A 15,152-nucleotide genomic window follows, 5' to 3' on the forward strand; every position below is an offset into this window, starting at 1 on the left:
TCCCAAAGCGGCCTCTCTCCCAAAGGTACGCCATGAAAACGCATCGACTCGGCCGCACCGACCTCGTCGTCTCCGAAATTTGCCTGGGCACCATGACCTGGGGCACGCAGAATACGCCCGACGAAGCCTTCCGCCAGATGGATGCCGCGCTGGAGCGCGGCGTCAACTTCTTCGATACGGCGGAACTTTACCCCACCACCCCGCCCGGCCCCGAAACCTACGGCGACACCGAGAGCATCATCGGCGACTGGCTCGCGACCCGCCGGCGCGACGAGATCGTTCTGGCAACCAAGGTAGCCGGGCCTGGCCGCGACTATATTCGCGGCGGCGCGCCGATCACGCCTGCCTCGATCGATGCCGCGCTGGAGGCGAGCCTCAAGCGCCTGAAGACCGATTACGTCGATCTTTATCAGCTGCACTGGCCCAACCGGAAGCATTATCACTTCCGTCACGCCTGGACCTATGACCCCTTCGCCGACGACAAGGCCGACCGGGCGCGCGAGGAGATGGAAGAGAGCCTCACGGCGCTGGACCGGCATGTGAAGGCCGGGCGGATCCGCGCCATCGGCCTGTCCAACGACACCGTCTGGGGTACGCAGACCATGCTGACGTTGGCCGAGACGAAGGGCCTGCCGCGCGTCGCGACCGTGCAGAACGAATATAACCTGCTCTATCGCGCCTTCGACCTCGACTTCGCCGAACTCTCGCGCCACGAGAATGTCGGGCTGCTTGCCTATTCGCCGCTCGCCTCCGGGCTTCTCACCGGCAAATATCTTGATGGCGCCCGGCCGGAAGGCAGCCGCCTTGCCATCAATGGCGACCTCGGCGGGCGCTACACGCCGCGCCAGGAGCCGGCCGTCAAAGCCTATGTCGCGCTCGCCCGCGCCCATGGCCTCGACCCCGCCGCCATGGCGCTTGCCTTCTGCCTGACCCGACCCTTCATGGCCTCGGTGATCATCGGCGTGACGACGATGGCGCATCTGGCTGTCGCCCTCGATTCGGCGGACCTCAACCTGTCCGACGAGGTGATGGCCGGCATCGCCGCCATCCATCGCGATTACCCAATGCCGATCTGACGCCGCGCAACCGGATCTTTCAGCAGACGACGTCCCAAGGCCTCGCCCCTTCGCAATGCGGCGAGGCCTTGCTTTTTCCCGAAAGGCGCGTATAAGCCGCCCTGTTCGAAACGCCCGGTCTTCTGGCTGGTGGCTGAACGGAGGGCCGATCGGCGCCGGGACATCCGTCCTGACACCGTCGACAAGGACCACAAGGTCCAAGCCTCCCGTGTCTCCGCTCTCGACCGTCTCGATACCAACTTCTTTCTTGCCGGCTCTTGAGAGCCCTTAAGAACAGTCGTTGAGGCTTAGCCGCCGAAACCGGGTGTGATCAAAGCAAGAAAGGCAAGCCTCAATGGCTCTTTATGAACATGTGTTCCTGGCACGCCAGGACATTTCCGCACAGCAGGTCGATGCCCTCGTCGAGCAGTACAAGGGTGTGATCGAAGCCAATGGCGGCAAGGTCGGCCGGGTCGAAAACTGGGGCCTCAAGTCCCTGACCTACCGGATCAAGAAGAACCGCAAAGCCCACTACGTGCTCATGGACATCGACGCTCCGGCACCGGCCGTTCATGAAGTCGAGCGCCAGATGCGCATCAACGAAGACGTCCTGCGCTACATGACGATCGCCGTTGAGAAGCACGAAGAAGGTGCTTCGGCCATGATGCAGAAGCGCGACCGCGACGACCGTCCGCGCCGCGATGGCGACCGTCCGGATCGTGGCTTCGGCGACCGTCCCCGCCGCGATGGTGGCGACCGCCGCGATGGCGACCGTGAAGACCGTCCGCGCCGCCCGCGCGAAGACCGCGCTTAAAGGAGTTTCGTGATTATGGCTGACATTTCCTCCGCTCCGGCACGCCGCCCGTTCCACCGCCGCCGCAAGACCTGCCCCTTCTCGGGCGCCAATGCACCGCGGATCGACTACAAGGACGTCCGTCTTCTGCAGCGCTATATTTCCGAGCGCGGCAAGATCGTACCGTCCCGCATCACGGCCGTTTCCCAGAAGAAGCAGCGCGAACTCGCCCAGGCGATCAAGCGCGCCCGTTTCCTCGGCCTGCTGCCCTACATCGTTTCCTAATTGAAACATCCAGGGCGGTGCTTCGGCATCGCCCTGGCTTCTTGATCTCCCTTCCGCGATGGGCGCGGTTCGGAACCGGAGCGTAAAGCTCCCAGAAATCCCATGTTGGGGAGCATGCCTCCCCTAACTGCGAGATGCAGGACAGCGACCCCGTGACGAACCTCAACCGGACATCCCTGCTGGTCGGCCTTTTGGCCGGCGTGACCGCAGCGTTTCTGTCGCTGGGGGCCAACACGCCGTCTGCTTTCGCCATCGTGCTCTACGCAGCCTCCGCTTTGCCGGTGCTGATCGCCGGCCTCGGCTGGGGCAATGCGGCAGCCATTCTCGCTGTCGCGTTCGCCGGCGCCATCTGCAGCCTGGTCGTCTCGCCGCTCTTTGCCCTTCTCATTCTCGCGGTCACGCTGGTGCCGGCCGCCTGGCTCAGCCATCTGGCCAATCTCGGCCGCCCGGCGGAAGAAATCGGCGGCCCGGCCGGCGCGCTCGCCTGGTATCCGCTCGCCGACATCCTCACCCAGCTTGCCGTGCTCGTTAACATCGGCATGATCATCGTCGGCACCGTGATCGGCTATGACGGCTCGGCCTCCGAACGGATGATCGACATGATCGCCGATACGCTGCGGGAACGCGATCCGCTTGCGACGCCGGACCCGGCCGCGCTCGACCAGATGAAGGCGCTCTTCACGCTGATGCTGCCGCTGGTGCAGGGCGCGATCTGGGTGCTGATGCTGTTTGCCGCCTATTACGTCGCCAGCCGCATCGTCCAGACCTCGGCCCGCAATTTGCGCCCGCGCGAGGACATGCCCTCGGCGCTGCGGATGAACCGCTATGCGATCTTCATCTTTCTCGCCGGCCTGGCGATGACCTTTGCCGGCGGCATGGCGGCGATCATCGGAGCGCTGCTGTGCGGAACCTTCGGCGCAGGTTTCCTGATTGCCGGCTTTGCCGCATTTCATTTCCGCACGCGCGGCAAGTCCTGGCGACTGCCGGTGCTGTGGCTCGCTTATCTCTCGGTCGTGCTCTTCACCGTGCCGATCATCTTCTTCCTCGTTTCCGGCCTTGTAGACACGCGGCGCGCCATCGCCCTGTCGCCGGCCGGCTCCCCTTCCAAAGAAACCGACTGATCGAAAGGAACAGACCCATGGAAGTCATTCTGCTGGAACGTGTGGCCAAGCTTGGCCAGATGGGCGAAACCGTCAAGGTTCGTGACGGCTTTGCCCGCAACTTCCTCCTGCCCACCGGCAAGGCCCTGCGCGCCAATGCCGCCAACAAGACGCGCTTCGAAAACGAGCGCGCCCAGCTGGAAGCCCGTAACCTCGAGCGCAAGAGCGAAGCTCAGGCCGTCGCCGAACAGCTCGACGGCAAGAGCTTCATCATGGTTCGCTCGGCTGGCGAAACCGGCCAGCTCTACGGTTCGGTCGCAGCCCGCGACATCGCCGATGCGATCGGCGCCGAAGGCTTCACCATCGGCCGCAACCAGGTCGACCTCAACCAGCCGATCAAGTCGATCGGCCTGCATGAAGTCACGCTGCACCTGCACTCCGAAGTCGAAGTGAAGGTCTCGATCAACGTTGCCCGCTCCGTCGAAGAAGCCGAGCGTCAGTCCAAGGGCGAAAGCCTGACCTCCGCCGACGCCATCTATGGCGTTGACGAAGACGCGCTGCGTCCGGAAGACTTCTTCAATCCTGAAGCCGAATTCGACGGCGACGACGAAGAATAAGACGCAAAAAGGCGGCGCTTCAGCCGCTTTCCCCTAACCTGCAAGAGCGCCGATCCGAATCGATCAGATCGGCGCTTTTGTTTTCCGGGCGCAGGCATTTGCCTGTTCGTGGTCGTTGCGCCCCGACCGACGATGCTAACGCCGAACCGGTCCGGTGCCGCCGGAAACGATGGCCGGGCCGTTGCCGCTGGTCTCCGCAAAAGCGGGATCGGGCGTTGCCGCCTTGTCCACCCGGACGATCACCGACAGGCCTGGCGCCAGCCGGTCGGCCAAGGCCTGGCCCGGCTCGATGGCGATGCGCACCCCGAGCCGCTGCGCCACTTTCGTGAAGTTTCCGGTCGCGTTATCGGGCCGGATGACCGCAAATTCCGAGCCTGCCGCCGGCGAGAAGCGCTCGATATGGCCCGAGAGCACTCGATGTTCGAGCGCGTCGACGCTGAAGGTCACAGGCTGGCCGATTCGCATGCCATCGAGCTGCGTTTCCTTGAAATTGGCGATGACCCAGAGATCACGCGGCACCACGGACATCAGCTGCGTGCCGGTCGTCACATATTGCCCGATCCGCACGCCGACCTCGCTCACGCGTGCATCGCGCGGCGCTGTGATGCGGGTGTTGTCGAGATCGATCCGGGCGAGTTCGACCGTGGCCTTCGCGCCTTCGACCGCCGCTTCCAGCGAACTGCGATTGACGATGATCGTTGCCAGATTCTGCTTGGCAACTTCGACTGCGGCGCGGGCCTGCGCCGTGCTGGCGCGCGCCTGTTGCAGGGTCGCCTCGGCCTGCTCGACCTCGCTTGTGGCCGCGATCGAGCGGGCGTTCAATTGCTCGGCGCGCTGGGAGGCGAGCTCCGAGCGCCGCTCGGCCGCCTGCGCGCCGGAGACCTGTGCTTCGGCAGAGGTAATATTGGCCCGGGCGGATGCCTCCTGCTGACGCGAATTGGCGAGTGCCGCTTCCTGTCCCTGCAACGTGGCTTCGGCCTGGGCGAGCTTCTGCCGGTAGATCCGGTCATCGATGCGCGCCAGCACCTCGCCCTGCTTGACGAGCTGGTAGTCGTGCACCGGCACTTCGACGACATAGCCGCTGACCTGCGGGCTCATGGTGGTGACGAAGCCCCTGACATAGGCGTTGTCAGTCGTTTCCACCGAGGTGACGAAGGGGGGCAGCCGCCAGGCATAGAGCACCAGCAGCACGCCGGCGATGCCGGCGACCAAAGTGAGGATGGTAACGGGAGAGCGAAACAGCTTGGACATGGGACAGACTTAACGGTTGAAGGGCAGCCTAGGCGGCGGGCCTTTGTACGGTGGAGGGAGACGGCGCGGCGGCAGAGGCCGCCTCAGCCTGATGGGTGGACGTGATCTCCAGCCGGACAGCCAGCGCGCTTAAGGCTCGATGGGCGAGAAGCACGACGAGGGACACCAGGCAGACCACGAAAATCAGGAAGAAGGTGTCGTTATAGGCAAGGATATAGGCCTCGCGCGTGGCCTGCTGGCCAAGCAGCTGCAAGCCTTCGGCTTTCAGGATTGCCGGATCGTTGATCACCTTGCCATAGGTTGCCGACAGCTGGGACACGCGGTTTGCCACCTGCGGATTGGACAGCACCAGATGTTCGACCAGATGGTTGGAGTGGAACTTCTCGCGGATGGTGACGAAGGAGCCGAGTGCGGCGGATGCCATCAGGCTGCCGATGCTCTGGGTGAACAGGAAGATGATGATGAAGTTCACGAGGAAGGGCGCGCCGCGTGAAAAGGCTGCCGTCATGCCCCGCGCCATGGCAGGCGGCAGAAACATGGCAGCCCCGGCCGAGATCAGCGCCTGGCTCAGATACATCTGCTCCGGCCGCGTGAGCGAGGTCGACTGGCTGTCGAGAAAGGCACCGGTGCCGATCAGAACGAGCGCGATCACATGGGCGATGTCGGAATGGCGGGTCGTCATCAGCGCCGCGCACACCAGGCCGCCGATGACGGAGCCGACCATGATCAGCGCATAGAGGCCGATGGTCTGATCGTTGAGCAGGCCGATCTGTTGGAACAGGCCTGATGCGGTGGTGCTCTGTTCCGACGAGACGGTGCGGAAGACGATCAGGACGGCGGCGAGCATCATGTTCTGCCGGCTGAAGACCCAGCGCAAATCGAGAAAGGGCGATTCGCGGTTCAGTTCGATCACGCCGAAAAGGGTGAGCAAGCCGATGGACGCGGCAAGCGTGACACCCAGCCAAGGCGCCTCCAGCCACCAATAGAAGCGGCCCAGCGCCAGGACGACGGCGAGGCAACCCAGCCCCGTGGCCAGGATGAGATAGCTCAGGAAATCGAGGGGGCGGATGACCTTGACGCGCGGCGGCGGCGTCATCGGCAGGAGGTAGATGAAGGGCAGCGCGACAAGAGCGAGGCCCATTTCCAGCGTGTAAAGCGCATGAAAGCCGCCGAGATCCATCAGATGCGGCGAGATCACCCGCGCAAGCGGCGCCGACAGCAGCGTGTTCATCAGCGCGAGACTGAGGCCGAGCGTCAGCTTTCGCTGGGGCGCGAAGGGTTCAAGCATGAACAGGATGCCGATGGTCGACAGAGGCGCGGCGGCACAGCCCGAGAGAAAGCGCACCACCAGCGCCGAATGATAATCCGACACGAAGAGATTGGCGGCCGATGCCAGAACGAAGCAGATGATGCCGAGCTCGGCGAAAGGCCTGAGGCCGAACTGGGCGCGGATCTTGAACAGGGCGACCGAGAAAGACGCATAGGGCGCCATATAGACCGCCTGCAGCCAGGCCAGCTCCGTGGTGGTGGCCGAGAAGGAGCCCTGAAGCTGATAGATATTGGCGCTCAGCAGGTTCATGCCGAGGCCCTGCGTCAGAAACATCAGCAGCGAGCCGAACATATAGAGCGCGGCACGCTGCGGCGACATCAGCAAAGTGCCGCCATCAGGTGTCGGTGCGGCCGGCACCGGGCCTGACGTTGCGGTTGTCGGAACGGCGCTCATCGGCTTGCCTCCGCCTGGGCCGCGTCGCCCTGCGCTTCTTCCCCCTGTGCCTCTTCCATAAGATTGAGATTGCCGGCCATTCGGCTCAGCAGGTCCAGCGCCTGGTCGCGCTCGCCGGGCGCAAAGCCGGCAAGCACCCGCGCACGGACCTCGCCGGCGATCTCCTCCACCTCTTGCGCCATCGTGCGGCCATGCTCCGTCAGATAGAGGCGCTTGGTGCGCCGATCGCCCTCCTCCGCCCGCCGCTCGATCATGCCCTGCTGCTCCAGCCCATCGAGCAGCCGCACCACGGTTGGCGTCTCAACGTCGAGCGCATCGGCAAGTTCCCGTTGCGACAGGCCATCGCCCAGCAGCAGAATGAACAGCGTGCGGGCACGCGACAGCGTCAGCCCGAGCGTGCGCACCCTGGCATCAAAGGTGGAGCGCAGCTTGCGATTGACGAGAGAGAGCGCGTCGAAAAGCGCGCGATCGAGAGCTTTGCGTTGCATAGGTCGAATTTCGTTAGCACCCTAATGGTATGGCCTATATTTGTCAGTTTTTCTGATTATATCAAGATCTGACGATCATATGTTCCGCGCTTTATATGCATGGCAGGCCTGCCAGTGGCGCAGGCATCAAGGTAAGCCGAAACGGAAGAAAGGACGTGAAGCCGGGACACGATTCGGGTATGACAGCCGTCAAGTGGCGTCCCGTCACAATCGTCGTCTCGCACAGGTTTGGCTGTTGAGCCTGTGGAGAGCGGTCATGATCGGGACGAACCCCAATTCGGGCTTTGCCGGCCATGCGCCGCACCGCTACCCTTTTTCGATGCCGGTATGACGGAGCGGTTGAGCGCGGCCTGTAAAGGCTCGCTGGTGCGCGGCTCATATCGGTTGCTCATCAGCCCGGATGCGGCAATGGAACGGGCTTGGCCGGCCGACGGCTGGACCGAAAAGACTGTGAATGTGCTCCCATCTTCGCCCTGCCGCCTGGCAGATGCGGAGCTTGGGTCGCCTTGCGAGGAGGATCAGAGATGAACGAAGCAACCCGGCGCCTGCAAGCAGTCGCCAAGGAGCAGGCCTCTCCGCTGCACCGCGAGGCTCCCAACAATATCGAGGCCGAACAGGCGCTCCTGGGCGCCATCCTCGTCAACAACGATGCCTATTATCGTGTCTCGGACTTTCTGAAGCCGGTCCATCTTTACGAGCCGCTGCACCGCAGGATCTTCGAGGTGGCGGGCGATATCATCCGCATGGGCAAGATCGCCAATCCCGTCACCATCAAGACCTTTCTGAAGGACGAGAAGGTCGGCGAACTGACCATCTCGGAATATATGGCGCGGCTGGCCGGCGGCGCCGTGTCGATCATCAATGCCGAGGACTACGGCCGCGCGATCTACGACCTCGCGCTGCGCCGCTCGCTGATCACCATCGGCGAGGACATGGTCAACATCGCCTTCGACGCGCCCTTGGACATGCCGCCGCAAAGCCAGATCGAGGATGCGGAGCGGCGCCTGTTCGAACTGGCGGAGACCGGACGGTATGACGGCGGCTTCCAGTCCTTCAACGATGCCGTAGCGCTCGCCATCGACATGGCCGGCGCCGCCTTCGAGCGCGATGGTCATCTTTCGGGCATATCCACCGGCATCATGTCGCTCGACAGCAAGATGGGCGGGCTGCAGCGCTCGGACTTGATCATCCTCGCTGGCCGACCCGGCATGGGCAAGACCTCGCTCGCCACCAACATCGCCTACAACATCGCTGCCGCCTACGAGCCGGAGGTGCAGCCGGACGGCTCCTTCAAGCCGAAAAATGGCGGCGTCGTCGGCTTCTATTCGCTGGAAATGTCCTCCGAACAGCTCGCCACCCGTATCATTTCCGAGCAGACGGAAGTCTCCTCCTCCAAGATCCGGCGTGGCGATATTTCCGAGGCGGATTTCGAGAAGCTGGTGGCCTGCGCCCAGATGATGCAGAAGGTGCCGCTCTATATCGACCAGACCGGCGGCATCTCCATCGCCCAATTGTCGGCCCGCGCCCGCCGGCTGAAGCGCCAGCGCGGTCTCGACGTGCTGGTGGTCGACTACGTTCAGCTGATGACCGGTTCCGGCAAGTCGAATGAGAACCGCGTGCAGGAGATCACCCAGATCACCACCGGGCTCAAGGCGCTCGGCAAGGAGCTGAATGTTCCGATCATCGCGCTGTCCCAGCTGTCGCGCGCGGTGGAAAGCCGCGAGGACAAGCGGCCGCAACTCTCGGACCTGCGCGAATCAGGCTCCATCGAACAGGACGCCGACGTCGTGCTCTTCGTCTTCCGCGAGGAATATTACGTGAAGAACATGGAGCCGCGCGACGAGTTCGACCCGAAATACGAAGAGTGGAAAATGCAGATGGACAAGGTCAAGGGCACGGCCGACGTCATCATCGCCAAGCAGCGCCACGGGCCGACCGGCACGGTCAAGCTCGCCTTCCAGTCGGAATTCACCCGCTTCACCGATCTGGCGGATCCGTCCTTTACGCAATACGAGGAGCATTGAGCCTAGGACGCCAGCTGCTCGGTAAGGAGAGCGCCCCACATTGCCCGGCAAAGAGGCGCGCAGGACGGGGCTGATCTGGCAGGATGCGGCTGGTTCAAAGACCAACCGCCCTCAGAACTGCCACGGTTGCGACCCCCAACCCCGCTGCGGCCAGCATGGGCAGGCGCAGGGCGGCGATTGCCGTGAGGGCACAGGCGGTGGTTTCGGCCAGGCCTGTTGCCAGCGCGGTGGGCGCCACCACAGCCATCAGCACGGCCGGCGGCACGGTGTTGAGCGCACGCTCCAGGCGCGGACTGAGTGTCATGCGGCGCACCAGGAAGGCGCCAGCAAGCCGTGTCGCCAGAGTGGCCGTCGCCATGGCGAGAATGGCGGCCAGCGTTGCGGGATCGAGGCTCATGCCACGCGCTCCTGCTTGAACGATATGAGCGAGACCGCAAGCCCCGCAAGTGCCCCGGCGGCGATATACCAAGCCCCCGGCAACAGCGCATGGGTGACAATCGCGGCACTGGCGCTGGCAGCCAGAACCAGCCCGGTTTCCCGCCCCTTCCAGAAGCCCATCAAAAGCACGATGAAGACGGCCGGAAAGGCGAAGTCGAGCCCGAGCGGGCGGGTATCGCCGATCACGGCGCCGAGTAGCGCGCCTGCTGCGGTGGAGATCAGCCACATGCCGTAAAAAGGCAGCGAAAGTCCGAAATAGAAAGCCGGCGTCAGCACCATTCGCCGGCCGCGGGCTTCGGCCAATGCCCAGTTCTCATCGGCCATGAACGCGAAGGCGAAGAACTTCTGAATTGGGCTGAAGCGTGCCAATGCCCGCTCCAGCGAGGCGCTCATCAGGATCAGCCGGAGATTGACCAGGAGCGCGGCAAAGCCGAGCGCGGCCCAGGCCGGCGGATCGGTCCACAGATCCATGGCGACAAATTGCGATCCGCCGGCAAAGACCAGAGCGCTCATTGCCAAGGCTTCCAACGGCGAAAGTCCCTTGCCCACGGCCACGGCACCGAAGACCAGGCCGATGGGCGCGACGGCCACCACCATCGGCACAATTGTCCTCATTCCCGCGACCATCTCGCTGCGTCTTGTCGTCATCGTCATGAAAGCCTCCTGTGGCGGCGAGGCTTAGCGCGTGGGAAAGCGAGCGTCTTGAACGAAAGTGACGTGGCAGAGGCGCGCGCAGCCGGGAGGCTTCGGCATCATCCCCAGACCGGAGGGCCGATGACGGCACGATCGATGAGGCCGTCGGACGCTTTATCCGGCCCGATAGACAGCCGGTGTCAGACCAGTCCGGGCCTTGAAGTGGCGGGTCAGATGCGCCTGATCGGCAAAGCCGCAGGCGAGCGCCACCTCGAGCGGCGGCTTGCCCTGACGCAGCAGCTGGCGGGCAAAGCGGATGCGCAGGTCCGTCTGATAGGCATGCGGCGTGATGTAATAATGCCGGCGGAAGGCGCGGATGAGATGGGCGCGACTGAGGCCTGCAACCTCGGCCAGCGCCTCCAGTCCGATCTCCTCGGTGAAATGCGCGGCGATATAGTCCCGCGCCCGGGCGACGGCTTTGGGCTCGGCACCGCCAGCCGGTGTGAGGATGCTGCTGCCATGGCGCGCGAACATCGCCACCAGCACGCTGTAAAGGCTCTCCTCCCCCTCCAGCGCGCTCGCCCGCTGTTCCAGCGCGCTATGCGCCCGGTGAAAGGCGGCGGCCAGCGGCATATCGGTCAGCAATTGCCGGCCGAAGCTTGGCGTGCCGGCAAAGGCGCGACCGGTAACGTCCTCCAGGATCTTCGAGAAAAAGCCGATATCGGGATAGATCATCCGGTAGCGATAGCCTCCCGGCTCGCCCGGCTGCCCGTCATGCACTTCGCCCGGATTGATCAGATAGAGCGCCCCCGGCCCGGTCGATTCGCGCTCGCCCCGGATCATCGCCACCTGCGCGCCGGCCTCGATCGCGCCGATCGAAAAGGTGTCGTGCGCATGCGGTGCGAATTCATGGGTGACGAAGGTCGCCGCCATGCATTCCATATGGCCGAAACGCGGATCGCGCCAGAAGCGGGTCCGCTCCTTGCCCGATGTCGGCCGCGCTGTGGTCGCCTGCTCCTGGGAAACGATCTGCATGGGGTGAGAATATCGCCTGGCCGCATTTCCGTCTTGAACAAAAGTGATAGGGTCGGCGCAACACCACAGCCGAGACGCCATTCATGATCGAGGGCCATGACACCATGACCGACGCCTTTTTCGCCAGCGACGAGACCTTGTCCGACGCGGATGGATTCGATGCCGCCTGCCTGCGTGCGACCATCGACCTGGGTGCGCTGCGCGACAATTGGCTGACGATGCGCAGGCTATCCGGATCGGCGCGCACGGCCGCCGTCGTCAAGGCCAATGCCTACGGCCTGGGCATCGAAGCCGTAGCCGAGACGCTCTATGCCGCTGGCGCACGCGACTTCTTCGTCGCCAATGCCGAGGAAGGGGCGGAACTGCGGCCCTTCGCCCCGGATGCGCGCATCTTCGTTCTCGCGGGCCTCTGGCCCGGCATCGAGTCCGTTTTCCTGGATTATGGCCTCGTGCCGGTCATCAATTCCGAAGAGCAGCTCGCCTTCTTCATGGGCCTGCTGGCGGAGCACGGGGAGTATCCTTGCGCGCTGCATGTCGACACCGGCATGAACCGGCTGGGCCTCTCCTTGCCGGAGGCGCTGGCGCTTGCCGACGATCCTTCGCGCCCCGCAAGCTTTTCGCCCGTTCTGGTAATGAGCCATCTCGCCTGCGCCGACACGCCGGACCATCCCCTGAACGGTCGCCAGCTGGACGCATTTCGCCAGGTTTCAAAGGCGTTCGAAGGCGTGGATGCAAGCCTGGCCAATTCCGCCGGCGTGCATCTGGGCACTGAGTATCACTTCGATCTCACCCGGCCAGGGATCGCCACCTATGGCGGCCAGGCGGTGAACGGCGTTGCAAACACCATGGCGCCCGTGGTGACGGCCGAGGCGCGCATCCTCCAGGTGCGCGAAGCACGCGCCGGCGAAACGGCGAGCTATGGCGCGGCGGCGATGCTGACGCGGGACAGCCGCATCGCCATTGTCGGCGCCGGCTATAGCGACGGCTATCATCGCGGCGGTTCGGGCGCCGGTGTGCCGCTGCGTCAAAGCCTTCCCAAGGGTGCGCAAGGCTTTCTGCGCGGTTGCCGCGTGCCGCAGCTTGGCCGCATCACCATGGATCTGACCCTTTTCGACGTGACCGATGTGCCGGGCGCCAAGGCCGGCGACTACATCGAGCTTTTCGGGCCAAATCTCTCCATCACGGAGGCGGCCGCAGCAGCGGGCACGATCGATTATGAGCTTCTGACCAGTCTCGGCCACCGCTACGACCGGCTCTATCTCGATCCCGAGGACTGATCGCGCCGTCGTCGTCGATCTTTTCACCAGCACGGCTTGGAAAGAGATCGTCGCTCGTATACATGAGAACAAAACGAGATCGTATACCGATGCCATCTCCCACTCCTGCCCAGCCGTGCCGACTCTGCTGATGCGGATCGTCTCCGACACCTGTTGAAAAGCGTCGAGTTCCTTATGGCGAAAGCCCGCCCCTCCTTCATCTGCCAGAATTGCGGCACCGTGCATTCCCGCTGGGTGGGAAAATGCGAAGGCTGCGGCCAGTGGAACACGGTCATCGAGGAGGACCCGACAGCCGGCATCGGCGGCGGGCCGGGCAAGGTGCCGAAGAAGGGTCGGGCCGTGGCGCTGACCACGCTCGACGGCGAGGCCGAGGATGCACCGCGCGTGGCAACCGGCATTTCCGAGCTGGACAGGGCGACGGGCGGCGGCTTCGTGCGCGGCTCGGCGGTCTTGATCGGCGGTGACCCCGGCATCGGCAAGTCGACCGTGCTGATGCAGGCGGCTGCAGCACTCGCCCGCCAGGGGCACCGCATCATCTATGTCTCGGGCGAGGAGGCGGTCGCGCAGGTGCGGCTGCGCGCGCAACGCCTTGGCGCGGCCGACAGCAGCGTTCTCCTAGCCGCCGAAACCAATGTCGAGGACATTCTCGCCACGCTTTCGGACGGCAAGCGCCCGGATCTGGTAATCATCGATTCGATCCAGACCCTGTGGAGCGATCTCGTGGAAAGCGCGCCGGGCACGGTGACCCAGGTGCGCACCGGCGTGCAGGCCATGATCCGCTTCGCCAAGCAGACCGGCGCCACCGTCGTTCTCGTCGGCCATGTCACCAAGGAAGGCCAGATCGCAGGCCCCCGCGTGGTCGAGCACATGGTCGATGCCGTGCTCTATTTCGAAGGCGACCGCGGCCATCATTACCGGATCCTGCGCACGGTGAAGAACCGCTTCGGCCCGACGGACGAAATCGGCGTCTTCGAGATGAGCGACCGGGGCCTGCGCGAAGTCACCAATCCATCGGAGCTGTTTCTCGGCGAGCGCAACGCCAAGGCGCCAGGCGCTGCGGTCTTTGCCGGCATGGAGGGCACACGGCCGGTGCTGGTGGAAGTCCAGGCGCTGGTGGCGCCCACCTCGCTCGGCACGCCGCGCCGCGCCGTGGTTGGTTGGGATTCCGCCCGCCTGTCGATGATCCTCGCGGTGCTGGAAGCCCATTGCGGCGTGCGGCTCGGCAGCCATGATGTCTATCTCAATGTCGCCGGCGGCTACAGGATTGCTGAGCCGGCGGCCGATCTGGCGGTCGCTTCTGCGCTGGTTTCCTCGCTTGCCGGTCTTGCCCTTCCCCCCGATTGCGTTTATTTCGGCGAAGTCAGCCTGTCGGGGGCCATTCGACCGGTCGCGCATACCTCTCACCGCCTTAAAGAAGCCGAGAAGCTCGGCTTTGCACAGGCCGTCCTGCCCGCATCCTCGGCCGACCTTCCCAAAGGGTCCGCCCAGCGCTGGAGCGAGATGGAGAGCCTGCCGGATCTGGTGGCGCGCATCGCCGGATCGCGTGCAGCCCTTGCCCCCGCCGAGGAAGACTGACGCGGCCGCCCGTGCAAGCCTTTACCAAGGCGCCGCGCGGCTGGTTTGAACGTGCATGATTAGGGCCGTGGCCGGAATTGTCCGCCGCGGCCTGTTGCGTCTGGCCATGGAGGTCCGCTTCGGACCCGGCCGGATGGGAAAGTGACCGGCGGCCAGGTGGTCTTTCAAAGGCAACCGGAGGCAATGCCGGAATTGCCGGCGCACAAGCCGGAACGGTTCGGAGTAAGGAGCAACATGGCCATCACCATTCTCGACGGCATCGTCCTCGGCGTCGCCCTGTTTTCCGCGGTGCTGGCCATGGTGCGCGGTTTCTCGCGGGAGGTGCTGTCGGTTGCCAGCTGGGTCGTGGCCGCCGCCGCCGCCTATTACCTCCACCCCTATCTCGTGCCCTACGCAAAGAATTACACCGAGAGCGCGACGATCGCGCTGGCAGGCGCAGCCGGCGTCATCTTCCTGGTGGCGCTGATCATCGTGTCGTTCATCACCATGCGCATTGCCGATTTCATCATCGACAGCCGCATCGGCGCACTCGATCGCACGCTGGGCTTCGTCTTCGGCGCGGCGCGCGGCGTGTTGTTGATCGTCGTGGCCATGCTGTTCTTCAACTGGCTGGTCAAGCCGGAACAGCAGCCCGCCTGGATTCTGCAGGCCAAGTCGAAGCCGGTGCTGGACAATCTCGGCGCCAAGCTTGTGGCGCTTCTGCCGGAAAATATTGCCGAAGATGTGCGCCAGCGCCTGACCGGCGCCGGACGTAGCGACGAGAACGATGCGCCGGCGGTGGAACAGCCGCCGCAGGACGATGCACCGACCGCCGAGCCGCGGCCGAACAACGGCTGAGCAAAGCCGATGGTTTGAGGC

At 64.4% G+C, this 15,152-nt stretch carries 15 protein-coding genes; 9 read left to right on the forward strand and 6 right to left on the reverse strand.

Annotated features, from left to right (window positions below; translation table 11 throughout):
* Window positions 1-32: 32 nt before the first annotated feature.
* The 5 genes from BMX61_RS04090 to rplI all read left to right on the forward strand — a co-directional run bounded on the left by BMX61_RS04090 (window position 33) and on the right by rplI (window position 3,850).
* Complete coding sequence (locus BMX61_RS04090; RefSeq protein ID WP_075628974.1) at window positions 33-1,076, forward strand: aldo/keto reductase; 1,044 nt, start codon at window positions 33-35, stop codon at window positions 1,074-1,076.
* 334 nt (window positions 1,077-1,410) lie between these two features.
* Window positions 1,411-1,869, forward strand: coding sequence for a 30S ribosomal protein S6 (rpsF, locus tag BMX61_RS04095; RefSeq protein ID WP_075628975.1), 459 nt, complete (start codon window positions 1,411-1,413; stop codon window positions 1,867-1,869).
* A 15-nt stretch (window positions 1,870-1,884) separates the two neighbouring features.
* Window positions 1,885-2,133: a 30S ribosomal protein S18 gene (rpsR, locus tag BMX61_RS04100; protein ID WP_075628976.1), complete on the forward strand. Its 249-nt coding sequence runs from the start codon at window positions 1,885-1,887 to the stop codon at window positions 2,131-2,133.
* A gap of 152 nt (window positions 2,134-2,285) precedes the next feature.
* Window positions 2,286-3,254, forward strand: a complete 969-nt coding sequence (locus BMX61_RS04105; protein ID WP_092742340.1) for a DUF2232 domain-containing protein — start codon at window positions 2,286-2,288, stop codon at window positions 3,252-3,254.
* Window positions 3,255-3,271: 17 nt separating this feature from the next.
* Window positions 3,272-3,850, forward strand: a complete 579-nt coding sequence (gene rplI, locus BMX61_RS04110) for a 50S ribosomal protein L9 (RefSeq protein WP_075628978.1) — start codon at window positions 3,272-3,274, stop codon at window positions 3,848-3,850.
* A gap of 135 nt (window positions 3,851-3,985) precedes the next feature.
* Here the strand turns inward: rplI and BMX61_RS04115 are convergent, their stop codons facing one another.
* Genes BMX61_RS04115 through BMX61_RS04125 form a run of 3 tightly spaced genes read right to left on the reverse strand, consistent with a single transcriptional unit; the run spans window position 3,986 to window position 7,312 of the window.
* On the reverse strand, window positions 3,986-5,101 hold the full coding sequence (locus BMX61_RS04115) for an HlyD family secretion protein (protein WP_075628979.1): 1,116 nt from the start codon (window positions 5,099-5,101) through the stop codon (window positions 3,986-3,988).
* A 28-nt stretch (window positions 5,102-5,129) separates the two neighbouring features.
* Window positions 5,130-6,824, reverse strand: coding sequence for an MFS transporter (locus BMX61_RS04120; protein ID WP_075628980.1), 1,695 nt, complete (start codon window positions 6,822-6,824; stop codon window positions 5,130-5,132).
* Entirely contained in the window at window positions 6,821-7,312 is a 492-nt protein-coding gene (locus BMX61_RS04125; RefSeq protein WP_075628981.1) for a MarR family winged helix-turn-helix transcriptional regulator, read from the reverse strand. The genes BMX61_RS04120 and BMX61_RS04125 overlap by 4 nt, the downstream gene beginning before the upstream one ends.
* Window positions 7,313-7,836: 524 nt before the next feature.
* Here BMX61_RS04125 and BMX61_RS04130 point away from each other — a divergent pair.
* On the forward strand, window positions 7,837-9,336 hold the full coding sequence (locus BMX61_RS04130) for a replicative DNA helicase (protein WP_075628982.1): 1,500 nt from the start codon (window positions 7,837-7,839) through the stop codon (window positions 9,334-9,336).
* A gap of 94 nt (window positions 9,337-9,430) precedes the next feature.
* On the opposite strand, the gene BMX61_RS04135 is transcribed toward BMX61_RS04130, so the two are convergent.
* The 3 genes from BMX61_RS04135 to BMX61_RS04145 all read right to left on the reverse strand — a co-directional run bounded on the left by BMX61_RS04135 (window position 9,431) and on the right by BMX61_RS04145 (window position 11,442).
* Window positions 9,431-9,733: an AzlD family protein gene (locus BMX61_RS04135; RefSeq protein ID WP_075628983.1), complete on the reverse strand. Its 303-nt coding sequence runs from the start codon at window positions 9,731-9,733 to the stop codon at window positions 9,431-9,433.
* Window positions 9,730-10,428, reverse strand: a complete 699-nt coding sequence (locus tag BMX61_RS04140) for an AzlC family ABC transporter permease (RefSeq protein WP_075628984.1) — start codon at window positions 10,426-10,428, stop codon at window positions 9,730-9,732. Before BMX61_RS04140 ends, BMX61_RS04135 begins: the two co-directional genes overlap by 4 nt.
* Window positions 10,429-10,581: 153 nt before the next feature.
* Complete coding sequence (locus tag BMX61_RS04145; protein WP_075628985.1) at window positions 10,582-11,442, reverse strand: AraC family transcriptional regulator; 861 nt, start codon at window positions 11,440-11,442, stop codon at window positions 10,582-10,584.
* Window positions 11,443-11,546: 104 nt separating this feature from the next.
* On the opposite strand from BMX61_RS04145, the gene alr reads away from it, so the two are divergent.
* The 3 genes from alr (at window position 11,547) to BMX61_RS04160 (ending at window position 15,131) form a co-directional block, all read left to right on the forward strand.
* Complete coding sequence (gene alr, locus BMX61_RS04150) at window positions 11,547-12,719, forward strand: alanine racemase (RefSeq protein ID WP_075629198.1); 1,173 nt, start codon at window positions 11,547-11,549, stop codon at window positions 12,717-12,719.
* Window positions 12,720-12,893: 174 nt separating this feature from the next.
* Window positions 12,894-14,294, forward strand: a complete 1,401-nt coding sequence (gene radA / locus BMX61_RS04155; RefSeq protein WP_075628986.1) for a DNA repair protein RadA — start codon at window positions 12,894-12,896, stop codon at window positions 14,292-14,294.
* 234 nt (window positions 14,295-14,528) lie between these two features.
* The gene (locus BMX61_RS04160; protein WP_075628987.1) at window positions 14,529-15,131 is read left to right on the forward strand and encodes a CvpA family protein; all 603 of its coding nucleotides are present in this window, start codon (window positions 14,529-14,531) and stop codon (window positions 15,129-15,131) included.
* Window positions 15,132-15,152 lie beyond the last annotated feature (21 nt).

Origin of the sequence: Xaviernesmea oryzae (assembly GCF_900109605.1) — a bacterium.
GTDB classification, from domain to species: domain Bacteria; phylum Pseudomonadota; class Alphaproteobacteria; order Rhizobiales; family Rhizobiaceae; genus Xaviernesmea; species Xaviernesmea oryzae.

Bases quoted from the DNA above. Each gene is read 5' to 3' on its own strand.
- BMX61_RS04090 (WP_075628974.1), top strand. From the start codon at position 33: ATGAAAACGCATCGACTCGGCCGCACCGACCTCGTCGTCTCCGAAATT.
- rpsF (WP_075628975.1), top strand. From the start codon at position 1,411: ATGGCTCTTTATGAACATGTGTTCCTGGCACGCCAGGACATTTCCGCA.
- rpsR (WP_075628976.1), top strand. From the start codon at position 1,885: ATGGCTGACATTTCCTCCGCTCCGGCACGCCGCCCGTTCCACCGCCGC.
- rplI (WP_075628978.1), top strand. From the start codon at position 3,272: ATGGAAGTCATTCTGCTGGAACGTGTGGCCAAGCTTGGCCAGATGGGC.
- BMX61_RS04115 (WP_075628979.1), bottom strand. From the start codon at position 5,101: ATGTCCAAGCTGTTTCGCTCTCCCGTTACCATCCTCACTTTGGTCGCC.
- BMX61_RS04120 (WP_075628980.1), bottom strand. From the start codon at position 6,824: ATGAGCGCCGTTCCGACAACCGCAACGTCAGGCCCGGTGCCGGCCGCA.
- BMX61_RS04125 (WP_075628981.1), bottom strand. From the start codon at position 7,312: ATGCAACGCAAAGCTCTCGATCGCGCGCTTTTCGACGCGCTCTCTCTC.
- BMX61_RS04130 (WP_075628982.1), top strand. From the start codon at position 7,837: ATGAACGAAGCAACCCGGCGCCTGCAAGCAGTCGCCAAGGAGCAGGCC.
- BMX61_RS04135 (WP_075628983.1), bottom strand. From the start codon at position 9,733: ATGAGCCTCGATCCCGCAACGCTGGCCGCCATTCTCGCCATGGCGACG.
- BMX61_RS04140 (WP_075628984.1), bottom strand. From the start codon at position 10,428: ATGACGATGACGACAAGACGCAGCGAGATGGTCGCGGGAATGAGGACA.
- BMX61_RS04145 (WP_075628985.1), bottom strand. From the start codon at position 11,442: ATGCAGATCGTTTCCCAGGAGCAGGCGACCACAGCGCGGCCGACATCG.
- alr (WP_075629198.1), top strand. From the start codon at position 11,547: ATGACCGACGCCTTTTTCGCCAGCGACGAGACCTTGTCCGACGCGGAT.
- radA (WP_075628986.1), top strand. From the start codon at position 12,894: ATGGCGAAAGCCCGCCCCTCCTTCATCTGCCAGAATTGCGGCACCGTG.
- BMX61_RS04160 (WP_075628987.1), top strand. From the start codon at position 14,529: ATGGCCATCACCATTCTCGACGGCATCGTCCTCGGCGTCGCCCTGTTT.